The organism is Fulvivirga aurantia (assembly GCF_009711475.1).
GTDB classification, from domain to species: Bacteria; Bacteroidota; Bacteroidia; order Cytophagales; family Cyclobacteriaceae; genus Fulvivirga; species Fulvivirga aurantia.
This window is the reverse complement of sequence record NZ_SMMD01000850.1, coordinates 1-11,379: the sequence shown is the minus strand read 5'-3', so window position 1 is coordinate 11,379 and position 11,379 is coordinate 1. Positions and strand designations below refer to the sequence as shown.

The window sequence follows — 11,379 nt, the reverse complement described above, 5'->3', positions numbered from 1 at the left end:
GTCTTTAACAATCTAATAACAACTTATAAATCTGTATCATTGCCTACTTTTTATTTTCTTTGCGCAAATACTAAACTAAACAAGCATGGCAAGAATTCTTACGGGTATACAAAGCACTGGCCGCCCTCATTTAGGCAATATTTTGGGTGCGATTATCCCTGCAATTGAACTTTCTAAGCAAAAAGACAACGAATCATTTTTCTTTATTGCTGACCTTCACTCACTTACAACTATAAAAGATGCTGAAGTCAGAAGAGAAAATGTAAATGCCACTGCCGCAGCTTGGTTAGCATTTGGCTTCGACACAGCAAATAATCTATTCTACAGACAATCAAGAATTCCTGAGGTTTGCGAGCTTACCTGGTACCTCAATTGTTTTACGCCCTACCCTATGTTGGCCAATGCGCATTCTTTTAAGGAAAAGTCTGATAAGCTGGCCGATGTAAATGCAGGCCTTTTTACCTACCCGGTATTGATGGCTGCAGATATAATTTTATATGATGCTGACTTTGTACCGGTAGGTAAGGATCAAAAGCAGCACCTCGAAATGACAAGAGACATCGCTAGTACTTTTAATCATCGATATGGCGACACCTTTGTGCTTCCTGAGGCTAAGATTGATGAGAACGTAATGACCATACCGGGGATTGATGGTCAGAAAATGAGTAAGTCTTACAACAATACGATTGATATTTTTCTTCCAGATAAGAAATTACGCAAAGTGGTAATGTCGATAGTAACTGACAGCACACCAATGGAAGAGCCTAAAAACCCGGATAATTGTAACGTTTTTGCTTTATACAGCCTTTTGGCTTCTGAACAAGAAATAAAGGAAATGCGCCATAATTATGAAGGGGGAAATTATGGCTATGGGCATGCCAAACAAGCATTATTTGAATTGATTGTCGAAAAATATGCTGAACCAAGAAAGCTTTTCAATCATTATATGGAAAACCCAGACGCTTTAGAGTCCAAGCTAAAAGAGGGTGAAGAAAAAGCTAAGGTAATTGCTACGGAAGTACTCAATAGAGTACGTGGTAAAGTAGGTTATTTATAAATATTGGTCATTTCCGATGAGCATAAAAAAAGCGCTTAAATTAATTTTAAGCGCTTTTTTTATGACAACTAGCTTCTATTATTTTTTACCTAGCTCCCAGACTATTTCTTTCTGCTCTTTCCCAATTTGTAAAACAATTCGAGTAGGCTTGGGCAGCAGTACTAGTTTAGTTTCATTACTGGCATAATCGTCAACTTCAACATAAACGCCTTCAGTGTAATCGGCCTCATATCCTTCTTCTACTTTCTTAACCTTATTTGGTAAATAAGCTATAGGCAAAAGCACATCACTATCCGGACAATATTCATCGTGTACTTCGTGTAAAGCATCTTCAAGATAGCTTCCATACTTTTCTAAAAACGAATCTTCAAGGTCGTGTAACTCTTCTTCGAGCTTATCATACTCACTATTGTTATACTCAGTATTGCTAAGTATTATTTTCTTTTCGATCAACTCGGTAAGATCACTATCAAGCGCCTTTTCGTCTATCATTATTGTGGTCGGTTAGTGTATTTGCAAATGTGTTGGGTTGTATAGAAACATCCAAAAATATTCTCTTAAATCTACTTGAGTTAATGTTTTTATAATGTCTTCAAACCGTTATTTTTACAAAAAAACAATAAAAAACCACTATGGATCAAGATTTTTTGCCAATCAACGGCACAGACTATTTAGAGTTTTATGTAGGTAATGCAAAGCAATCAGCTATGTACTATCAAACTGCCTTTGGCTACGAGCTTGTAGCTTATGCAGGACCGGAGACTGGTTTAAGAGATCGTGCTAGCTATGTACTTAAGCAAGATAAAATAAGGCTTGTACTCACGTCTTCTATTGTGCAGGACTCTCCTGTTTCTGACCACGTAAAAAAACACGGTGACGGTGTAAAAGTACTAGCCCTTTGGGTAGATGACGCAAAGAAATCATTTGAAGAAACTACAAGCAGAGGAGCCATAGCCGTGGAAGAACCACGCACAATCAAAGATGAGCATGGTGAAGTTGTCGTATCAGCCATTCAAACCTATGGTGAAACAATACACAGGTTTGTAGAACGCAAAAATTACAATGGGGCTTTCTTACCGGGGTACATCAAAAAAGAAAGTGAACTGGAAGTAAAACCTATCGGCTTAAAGTATGTTGATCATTGCGTGGGTAACGTAGGCTGGGGAGAAATGAATAAATGGGTAGAGTTCTATGAGAAAGTTATGGGATTCAGCCTACTTATAACTTTTGATGATAAAGACATTTCTACCGACTATACAGCACTGATGTCTAAGGTTGTTTCTAATGGTAACGGATATATTAAATTTCCGATAAACGAACCAGCAGAAGGAAAGAAAAAATCACAAATTGAAGAATACCTTGATTTCTATAATGGAGCAGGTGTACAACATATAGCGATTGCAACTGACGACATCATTCATACAGTTTCTGAGTTACGCAAAAGAGGTGTAGACTTCCTGAGAGTTCCGGAAACTTACTATGAAGACCTTACTGATCGTGTTGGAGAAATAGAAGAAGACATAAAGCCTTTGAAAGACCTTAACATTTTGGTTGACAGAGATGAAGAAGGTTATTTGCTACAAATTTTCACGAAGCCAGTACAAGACAGACCCACGTTATTTTACGAAATCATACAGCGTAAAGGCGCTAAATCTTTCGGTAAAGGAAACTTCAAAGCATTATTTGAAGCTATCGAGAGAGAGCAGGAATTAAGAGGAAACCTTTAAATATAACTGGTAAATTATATGAGCGAAATAAAAGAAAAGGCACAAAAGTGGCTTAACAGCAATATTGATGATAATTCTAAAGCAGAAATAGAGCAGCTTCTCAAAAATGATGAGGCACTTACAGAAGCTTTTTATAAAGACCTGGAATTCGGAACAGGTGGTTTGAGAGGCATAATGGGTGTAGGATCAAACAGAATGAATCGCTACACTGTAGGCATGGCAACTCAAGGTCTTTGCAATTATTTAAAAAAGACTTATCCATCTGAGCAAATCAAAGTCGCAATCGCTCATGATAGCAGAAATAACAGCAGGTTTTTCGCAGAGTCTGTGGCTGCTGTTTTTTCTGCTAATGATTTTAAAGTATACCTTTTCGATGCCTTGAGACCAACTCCTGAGCTATCTTTTGCTATAAGACATCTAGGTTGCCATAGCGGTATTGTACTCACGGCCTCACACAATCCCAAGGAATATAACGGATACAAAGCTTATTGGAATGATGGCGCACAAATAGTTGCTCCTCACGATAAGAACATCATAAATGAAGTAAAAAAAATAGGCTCTATAGATGAGGTTAATTTCAACAAAAAAGATGAGCTAATACAACCTATCGGTGAAGATGTAGACAAAGCGTATTTGGCCGAAGTCAAAAATCTATCACTTAGCCCGGAAGCAATTGCTGAAAATAGCGACTTAAAAATTGTTTACTCGCCTATTCATGGCACTGGAGCTACATTAGTGCCAAAGTGCTTAGAAACGTTTGGTTTTAAAAATGTGACTGTAGTTGAAGAACAGGTAGAGCCAAATGGCAATTTCCCTACAGTGGTATATCCAAACCCTGAGGAAGCTGAGGCTTTAAGCTTGGCTCTAAAAAAAGCCGAAGATATTGATGCTGACTTAGTGATGGCCACAGATCCTGATGCGGACAGAGTAGGTATTGCAGTAAAGAATCTTGAAGGTGAGTTTCAGTTGCTCAATGGAAACCAAACTGGCAGTTTGTTGATGTATTATGTCCTCGAGCGCTGGTCTGAACTTTCTAAAATAAAAGGTGATGAGTTTGTGGTAAAAACAATCGTAACCTCAAACCTTATGGACAAAATTGCCGAAACCTACAATGTGCCATGCTACAACACACTTACAGGATTTAAGCATATTGCTAGTGTAATAAAGGAGCAGGAAGGCAAAGCTAAATTTATCGTAGGTGGTGAAGAAAGTTATGGTTACCTCATTGGCGATTTCGTTAGGGATAAAGATGCTGTTGCTTCTTGCGCAATGATTGCCGAAATGGCTGCTTATGCAAAATCGAAAGGGCAAACGCTTTTTGAGATGATGATTGATATGTATGCCAAATTTGGTTTTTATAAAGAAACACTCATTTCTATCACCAAAAAGGGCAAAAAAGGTGCTGAAGAAATAAGTGAGATGATGTCTGACTTCAGAACAAATCCACCGAAAAGTTTTGCTGGCTCTGAGGTTGTAAAAGTACTCGACTATTTGGCTCAAAAATCACATGATTTGGAAAGTAAGAGCTCAACGCCTATTGACTTGCCAGCATCAAATGTTTTACAATTTATAACCAAAGACGGGTATAAAATTTCTGCAAGACCTTCAGGTACAGAACCTAAGATTAAATTTTACATAAGCGTAAACACAAAACTTAAGGACAAAAACGATTTTCATCAGGCTGAAAAAGGTTTAAATGAAATTATTGAGTCGATAGAAAATGACCTTAGCGTCAGTTAATCAATTATTTTTATTAGATTGAATGATATTGTCAAGTTCTTAAGTGGCTGTAGCATTATACTTTGCACTCATAATCCTGGGCTTTGCCCTACTTATAAAAGGTGCTGACTTTTTGGTTAGTGGGGCTTCTTCGCTAGCCAAAAGGTTTAACATCTCTGAATTAGCCATTGGGCTCACAATAGTAGCTCTTGGCACATCAGCCCCTGAACTAGTCGTAAATATCATCTCTGGTTCACAAGGTTATAGTGAAGTTGTTTTTGGTAATATAATCGGCTCAAACATTTTCAATCTATTTCTTATTCTTGGGGTTGCCGGCACTATATATCCATTGGCAGTTCAGAAAAAGACTGTGTTACGAGAGCTACCCTTCCTCCTATTTGTAACGCTCATTCTTTTCTATCTAGTAAATGATTCGCTATTTCATAATGAGCCGCTCAACAAATCATCTTCAATCGATGGTTTTATACTTCTTGGCTTATTCATGGTCTTTCTGATTTATGTTTTCTACAACATGAAATCCGGTCTGGCCGAAGAAAACAACATTAAAATTTACACTCCACTTATTACTGGCCTTCGCATTGTTGGCGGACTTATTGGTCTGATCGTAGGTGGAAAACTTGTGGTTGACAATGCTGTTGAAGTGGCTAACATTTATGAGGTAAGCGAAAAGCTGATCGGCCTCACAATTATAGCCGCAGGAACATCGCTCCCAGAACTTGCTACCTCAGCAGTGGCCGCTTACAAAAAACAGGCAGATATAGCCATTGGCAATGTCGTAGGGTCAAATATTTTCAATATTTTATTGGTATTGGGTGTAAGCACAATGATCTCTCCCCTTCAATACAACAGTGAGCTCAACACAGACATGTACATGCTCATTGCCGGTACAGTTATGCTTTTGTTATTTATGTTTACCGTAAATAAAAAGAAACTTGATCGAAGAGAGTCATTTCTTTATCTTCTATCTTTCATAGGTTATATGATCTATCTATTTATAAGAAAATGACAACATCTTTAATCACCTTATTTGACCGTGATCTCGATAGGCTCAAATCAGAAGTTGAGCTGATTGATGATAAGAATTTATGGAAAGCCTGCTCCGGGGTAACTAATTGTGCAGGAAACCTCACACTTCACTTATGTGGCAACCTAAAACACTTTATAGGTTCCGTACTTGGCCAGACTGGCTATATAAGAGAAAGAGACAAAGAGTTTTCCGACAAAAACATTTCTAAGAACGACCTGTACAAAAATATTGAGGAAACAAAGAGGGTAATTAAAGCTACACTTACCAAAGTAAGCCCTGAAGACTTACAGTCTATTTACCCTATGCCGAGATGGGATCAAGAAATTAGTGTAGAATTCTTTCTGATTCACCTGCACTCACATTTAAACTATCACTTAGGGCAGATTAATTACATAAGACGAATTCTTACATACAGCTAATTGATTAATAGACCATTACCTACAAACAACATATTGAATTAAGCCATAATTAAGTGTTTTTGTAAGTCAAAATAGTATCTTTGCAGCCCAATGAAAAAAGTCGCTTTTTATACTTTAGGTTGCAAGCTAAACTTCTCAGAGACGTCTTCTATTTCGAGAATGTTTGAAGAAAAAGGGTATGCGAAGGTAGAATTTACCGACACACCCGATATCTTCATAATAAACACATGCTCGGTTACTGAAAACGCAGATAAGAAGTGCCGAAAAATAGTAAGAGAAGCACGAAAAATATCACCCAAAGCATATATCACCATTATCGGATGTTACGCACAGCTCAAGCCGAAAGAAATAGCTGAAATACCAGGCGTAGATGCCGTTTTAGGAGCTGCCGAAAAATTTAGGTTGATAGAGCTATTAGATGGTTTTGTACATACGGATGAGACCAAGGTACTCGCATCTGAAATTGAAGCCGCGACTACATTCAATAATGCATACTCCATTAATGACCGCACACGTACTTTCCTTAAGGTACAGGATGGTTGCGATTATAGCTGTACGTTTTGCACAATCCCTCTTGCAAGGGGCAATAGCAGAAGCGATACTATCGAAAACATCATGCAGTCGGCAAAAGAGATTGGAGAATCTGGTGTAAAAGAAATTGTGCTTACAGGTGTCAACACTGGCGACTTTGGTATCAGAAATGGCAAGAGAGAAGATAGATTTTTTGACCTGGTAAAAGCACTCGACACCATAGCCTCTATCGACCGTTTTAGAATATCATCTATAGAGCCAAATTTATTGCATGATGATATTATCGACTTTGTAGCAAATTCATCGAAATTCGTCCCGCATTTCCACATTCCACTTCAGTCCGGCTCCAATAGAATCCTCAAATTAATGAAAAGAAGATATTTGAGAGAGCTTTATACAGCACGAGTAGAAAAGATAAAAGCAACAATGCCTCACTGCTGTATTGGTGTAGATGTAATAGTAGGGTTTCCCGGAGAAACTGATGAAGACTTCATGGAAACTTACAACTACTTAAATGAGCTGGATATTTCATATCTGCATGTTTTTACATATTCTGAAAGAAGCAATACGCCAGCAGCAGAAATGGAAGAAGTTGTACCTATGAAAGTACGTCATGAGCGCTCAAAAATGCTAAGAAGCCTTTCTGAAAAGAAAAAGCGAAAGTTTTACGAAGAAAACCTAGACCGTACTGCCGAAGTGTTATTCGAAGAAGATATCTCTGACGGAAACATGCATGGTTTTACAGAAAATTACGTGCGTGTAGAAGCTAAGTACGACCCGGTTTTAATAAATGAAACGAGACTAGTAAGGCTTAAATCAATAAGCCCTACTGGGCATGTTGTTATAGAAGAGGCCGAGGAAGTTTTAGCTCATTAATCAAAGCTTTCTCCCCATTTACCAAAGAAGGCTATCTCTGATAAGTCTTTACGTTTTCTCTCGGCCATCTCAGATTCTTTCATATCATCATTTAGTTGATCAGGATCACCAATATACCCTACCATAGCAGCGGTTATAGGTTCAAATCCATCAGGAACATTAAGCTTTTCTCGTGCAACATCTGGTAATATCCCTGCCATTTGATGCACATATAGTCCCTCTTCAGTCGCCTGTACACACAAGTTACTCATTGCCGCTCCACAGTCGTACATGAAGTGTTTATTGTCTTTGCCATTGTGGCTAAAAGTTTTCTTTGCACATATAAATACCGCAACAGGAGCAGTTTTTGCCCACTTTTGATTAAACTCATTTAGCCCTTCAAAAAGATTTTCATAACTTTCTCCCTCTCCTTTAATACCTATTACAAAACGCCACGGCTGTTCGTTAAATGAAGAAGGTGCCCATCTCGCTGCTTCTAAAAGTTTGAGCAGTGTTTCCCTTTCAGGCATCTTATCATTAAATGCTCTCGGGCTCCATCTGTCAGATAAGTGTTTAAGAATTGAATACCTGGTGTTAGCTTTTTTTGTCATAATTATTCTTTCTTTGACAGTTCTAACAAACAGGATCTTATTTCGTTTTTATAAAATCACAGAAACATATGCTCCAAAAAAATCAAAAAGCTCCGGAATTTTCATTGCCATCAACCTCAGGGGAAACAGTAGAATTAAGCAAGATAGAAGGCCCTTTTATTCTTTATTTTTACCCTAAAGATAACACCAAGGTCTGCACCAAACAGGCTTGTGAGTTTCGAGACAATTTTGATGTACTAAAGGAACTAAATATAGCAGTTTATGGAGTCAGCACCGACTCAGTTAAAAAACACATCCGATTTAAAGAAAAAAATAATCTGCCGTTTGAGCTACTCTCCGATCAAGGAGGTAAAGTTTCCAAAAAGTATAAGGCCTATATCCCTTTTATCGGGATGAGTAAAAGAATCACCTATCTAATTGACGCTAACAAGCAAATTGTCGCTGGTTTTAGTGATTTGTTTAATGCTGAATCACATATTAAAGCTATGCTGAAGAATAAAGATTTAGTCTAAGAAACTATCATACCATCAGCGATTTCTAATTTTCGATCGGCCATATCAGCCAATTCTTCGTTATGAGTAACGATAACGAATGTTTGCTCAAACTCATCTCTGAGTCTAAAAAATAAATCATGAAGATCGCGCGCATTCGTTGAGTCTAAATTGCCACTTGGCTCATCCGCAAATATAATTGCAGGATCATTTATAAGTGCTCGGGCTACTGCTACGCGCTGTTGCTCTCCTCCGGAAAGCTCAGAAGGCTTGTGATCTTTACGACCTGCTACTCCAAGCTTGTCTAATAACTCTAGCCCACGTTTTTCAACATTTTTACCTTGTCCTATATATCCTGGAATACAGACATTTTCCAATGCGGTAAATTCTGGGAGCAAATTATGGAACTGAAATACAAAGCCTATTTGTTGATTTCTAAAACTTGCTTTTGCCTTACCGTTGAGAGCGCTTAGTTTCTTACCTCCCACTATTACCTCCCCAGAGTCTGGAGAGTCTAGTGTACCCAATATGTGCAAGAGAGTACTCTTACCAGCACCGGAAGCACCTACTATAGATACTATTTCCTTCTTCCTCACATGGAGATCGATTCCTTTTAAAACCGGAAGTTTACCGTAAGACTTTGTAACCGCTTCTGCTCTAAGCATATGTTGATTTTTTAGAGTTCCAAACTTAACAAAATGCTTTGTGATTTTGTGATTGCTTTAGATTTTAAACTAACCATTTCTTGAAATATAAGTCCAAAACGACTACTTTCGTGCAAAAATTTTTCAAGCATGAACATACACGAATATCAAGCCAAAGACATATTAAAAAAGTACGGAGTAAATGTTCAAAGGGGTATTGTTACAGACAACCCAGACAGAGCATTAGTTGCTGCAAAAGAATTGCATAACGAAACTGGTACAGATTGGTATGTATTAAAAGCTCAAATTCACGCAGGTGGTCGTGGAAAAGGTCAGGTAAAAGAAACAGGTTCTAACGGTGTGGTTTTGGCCAAATCTTTAGATGAAGTTACCGATAAAGCCAAAGCTATTTTGGGAGGAACATTAGTTACGCACCAAACTGGCGAAGAAGGTAAGAAAGTAAACAAGCTTTTGGTAGCTGAAGATGTATACTACCCTGGTGACTCTGAACCTAAAGAATACTACTTGAGTATTTTGCTTGATAGAGATAAGAAGTGTAATGTAATTATGGCTTCTACAGAGGGTGGAATGGACATTGAAGATGTGGCTGAAAAAACCCCTGAGAAAATCGTTAAAGAGTGGATCGACCCTTCTGTTGGTTTACAGGGATTTCAGGCAAGAAAAATTGCATTTGCATTAGGACTTGAAGGCAATGCTTTTAAAGGCATGGTTAAGTTTATTCACTCTCTTTACAATGCATATGAGGCAACTGACTCATCGATGTTTGAGATCAACCCTGTTTTGAAAACTTCAGACGACAAAATTTTAGCCGTAGATGCTAAAGTTAATCTCGATGACAACGCGTTGTTCAGACATAAAGACCTCTTAGAACTTAGAGATATCACTGAGGAAGACCCAGCTGAAGTTGAAGCAGGTAAATCAGGCTTGAGCTACGTTAAACTTGATGGTAATGTAGGCTGTATGGTAAACGGTGCTGGCCTTGCAATGGCAACTATGGACATAATCAAACTCTCAGGTGGTGAGCCGGCAAACTTCCTTGATGTAGGTGGTGGAGCCAACGCAGAAACTGTAGAGGCAGGCTTTAGAATCATCCTTAAAGATCAAAACGTTAAGGCAATCTTAATTAACATTTTTGGTGGTATCGTTAGATGTGACCGTGTAGCTAATGGTGTTGTAGAAGCCTATAAAAAGATTGGCAACATTGATATTCCTATCATTGTAAGACTTCAAGGAACAAACGCAGAAGAAGGTGCTAAAATCATTGAAGAATCAGGTTTAAAAGTTACATCAGCTATTTTGCTTAAAGATGCTGCTGATAAAGTAAAAGAAGTTTTGTCATAAGAATTCAAAACTGATGCACTCGTAGTTCAACTGGATAGAATACCAGATTTCGGCTCTGGGGGTTGAGGGTTCGAATCCTTCCGAGTGCACTTAAAAAGCGTCTTGTAATTTACAAGACGCTTTTTTATTTTAATCAACTTAGATGATTTAGTATAAAATCAGGTAATTTGTTAAATTGCTTATATAATTATAACCACTTGGGATGAGAGCATACTTACTAGTTCTATTTACAATACTAATTACTGCAGAAACTTACGCTCAAAGTTTTTACAATAGCCGTAGAGGTCGTGATGTGATTGTAAGCGTAGGTACAGGTGTTTCCTCTTATTTTGGCGATTTAAATGACCCTGGTGATATCATCGATACAGATTTGCATGTAAACCTTGGCGCTCAGTATTTTTTTACTAAACGAATTGCTGGTCGTGCAGAATTAAGCTGGTTTAAGTTAAGTGGTGATGATGCTAAATCTGATTCTGAGGGCAGAGTGAGGAGGAATTTATCGTTTACCTCTAGTAATTTTGAATTCAATGCAGTGGGAATCGTTAATGCCTTTGAATACGGACCTAGATTCTATCAAAGACCACAATTTAATGCCTATGGATTTGCAGGATTAGGTGTTATATATTTTAATCCTAAAGGTGAGCTAGACGGAGAGAAATACGCACTACAACCGTTACAGACAGAAGGCGTAGATTATTCTAGAGTTGCTCCTGTTCTTATTTACGGTGGTGGTGTTAAATACATGATCAACCCATTTACCAACATAGTTTTAGAAGCCGGATACAGACAAACCTTTACTGACTATTTGGATGATGTGAGCACAGAATATATTGCCAATTCCAGCTTTGAAGATCCCATTGCTGCCAGATTAGCTGATAGGCGCCCTGAAATCGGTTTACCAGTCCAAGAACCCGG

General features: G+C 38.1%; 12 protein-coding genes and 1 tRNA gene. 10 read left to right on the top strand and 3 right to left on the bottom strand.

What is annotated here, in order from left to right; genetic code table 11:
- Positions 1-85 precede the first annotated feature (85 nt).
- Positions 86-1,057 carry a tryptophan--tRNA ligase gene (gene trpS / locus E1176_RS12830; RefSeq protein WP_155211031.1) on the top strand — a complete coding sequence of 324 codons (972 nt, stop codon included), beginning with the start codon at positions 86-88 and terminating at the stop codon, positions 1,055-1,057.
- A gap of 78 nt (positions 1,058-1,135) precedes the next feature.
- On the opposite strand, the gene E1176_RS12825 is transcribed toward trpS, so the two are convergent.
- Positions 1,136-1,549 carry a hypothetical protein gene (locus E1176_RS12825; protein WP_155211030.1) on the bottom strand — a complete coding sequence of 138 codons (414 nt, stop codon included), beginning with the start codon at positions 1,547-1,549 and terminating at the stop codon, positions 1,136-1,138.
- 140 nt (positions 1,550-1,689) lie between these two features.
- Here E1176_RS12825 and hppD point away from each other — a divergent pair, with 140 nt between their 5' ends.
- From hppD to mtaB, 5 genes are all read left to right on the top strand, one after another.
- Entirely contained in the window at positions 1,690-2,784 is a 1,095-nt protein-coding gene (hppD, locus tag E1176_RS12820; protein ID WP_155211029.1) for a 4-hydroxyphenylpyruvate dioxygenase, read from the top strand.
- An 18-nt stretch (positions 2,785-2,802) separates the two neighbouring features.
- A complete protein-coding gene (locus E1176_RS12815; protein ID WP_155211028.1) occupies positions 2,803-4,524 on the top strand; it encodes a phospho-sugar mutase in 1,722 nt (573 codons plus the stop codon).
- Positions 4,525-4,567: 43 nt separating this feature from the next.
- Positions 4,568-5,530: a calcium/sodium antiporter gene (locus E1176_RS12810; protein ID WP_185152793.1), complete on the top strand. Its 963-nt coding sequence runs from the start codon at positions 4,568-4,570 to the stop codon at positions 5,528-5,530.
- Complete coding sequence (locus E1176_RS12805; RefSeq protein ID WP_155211027.1) at positions 5,527-5,970, top strand: DinB family protein; 444 nt, start codon at positions 5,527-5,529, stop codon at positions 5,968-5,970. The genes E1176_RS12810 and E1176_RS12805 overlap by 4 nt, the downstream gene beginning before the upstream one ends.
- A 90-nt stretch (positions 5,971-6,060) precedes the next feature.
- On the top strand, positions 6,061-7,377 hold the full coding sequence (mtaB, locus tag E1176_RS12800; RefSeq protein ID WP_155211026.1) for a tRNA (N(6)-L-threonylcarbamoyladenosine(37)-C(2))-methylthiotransferase MtaB: 1,317 nt from the start codon (positions 6,061-6,063) through the stop codon (positions 7,375-7,377).
- On the opposite strand, the gene E1176_RS12795 is transcribed toward mtaB, so the two are convergent.
- On the bottom strand, positions 7,374-7,967 hold the full coding sequence (locus E1176_RS12795) for a nitroreductase family protein (RefSeq protein ID WP_155211025.1): 594 nt from the start codon (positions 7,965-7,967) through the stop codon (positions 7,374-7,376). The genes mtaB and E1176_RS12795 overlap by 4 nt on opposite strands.
- Before the next feature lie 68 nt (positions 7,968-8,035).
- On the opposite strand from E1176_RS12795, the gene E1176_RS12790 reads away from it, so the two are divergent.
- A complete protein-coding gene (locus E1176_RS12790) occupies positions 8,036-8,479 on the top strand; it encodes a peroxiredoxin (protein ID WP_155211024.1) in 444 nt (147 codons plus the stop codon).
- Here E1176_RS12790 and E1176_RS12785 read toward each other — a convergent pair.
- Positions 8,476-9,123, bottom strand: a complete 648-nt coding sequence (locus tag E1176_RS12785) for an ABC transporter ATP-binding protein (RefSeq protein ID WP_155211023.1) — start codon at positions 9,121-9,123, stop codon at positions 8,476-8,478. The genes E1176_RS12790 and E1176_RS12785 overlap by 4 nt on opposite strands.
- A 129-nt stretch (positions 9,124-9,252) precedes the next feature.
- Here E1176_RS12785 and sucC point away from each other — a divergent pair, with 129 nt between their 5' ends.
- From sucC to E1176_RS12770, 3 genes are all read left to right on the top strand, one after another.
- The gene (sucC, locus tag E1176_RS12780) at positions 9,253-10,464 is read left to right on the top strand and encodes an ADP-forming succinate--CoA ligase subunit beta (protein WP_155211022.1); all 1,212 of its coding nucleotides are present in this window, start codon (positions 9,253-9,255) and stop codon (positions 10,462-10,464) included.
- A 15-nt stretch (positions 10,465-10,479) separates the two neighbouring features.
- Positions 10,480-10,553 (top strand) — tRNA-Arg (locus E1176_RS12775).
- A 113-nt stretch (positions 10,554-10,666) separates the two neighbouring features.
- Positions 10,667-11,379 (top strand): DUF6089 family protein (locus tag E1176_RS12770; RefSeq protein ID WP_155211021.1); only part of this gene is annotated, 713 nt, incomplete at its 3' end.

What these genes read in the sequence shown, in the direction of transcription:
- E1176_RS12790 (WP_155211024.1), top strand. Translation starts at nt 8,036, where the DNA reads ATGCTCCAAAAAAATCAAAAAGCTCCGGAATTTTCATTGCCATCAACC.
- trpS (WP_155211031.1), top strand. Translation starts at nt 86, where the DNA reads ATGGCAAGAATTCTTACGGGTATACAAAGCACTGGCCGCCCTCATTTA.
- E1176_RS12825 (WP_155211030.1), bottom strand. Translation starts at nt 1,549, where the DNA reads ATGATAGACGAAAAGGCGCTTGATAGTGATCTTACCGAGTTGATCGAA.
- sucC (WP_155211022.1), top strand. Translation starts at nt 9,253, where the DNA reads ATGAACATACACGAATATCAAGCCAAAGACATATTAAAAAAGTACGGA.
- hppD (WP_155211029.1), top strand. Translation starts at nt 1,690, where the DNA reads ATGGATCAAGATTTTTTGCCAATCAACGGCACAGACTATTTAGAGTTT.
- E1176_RS12785 (WP_155211023.1), bottom strand. Translation starts at nt 9,123, where the DNA reads ATGCTTAGAGCAGAAGCGGTTACAAAGTCTTACGGTAAACTTCCGGTT.
- E1176_RS12795 (WP_155211025.1), bottom strand. Translation starts at nt 7,967, where the DNA reads ATGACAAAAAAAGCTAACACCAGGTATTCAATTCTTAAACACTTATCT.
- mtaB (WP_155211026.1), top strand. Translation starts at nt 6,061, where the DNA reads ATGAAAAAAGTCGCTTTTTATACTTTAGGTTGCAAGCTAAACTTCTCA.
- E1176_RS12805 (WP_155211027.1), top strand. Translation starts at nt 5,527, where the DNA reads ATGACAACATCTTTAATCACCTTATTTGACCGTGATCTCGATAGGCTC.
- E1176_RS12815 (WP_155211028.1), top strand. Translation starts at nt 2,803, where the DNA reads ATGAGCGAAATAAAAGAAAAGGCACAAAAGTGGCTTAACAGCAATATT.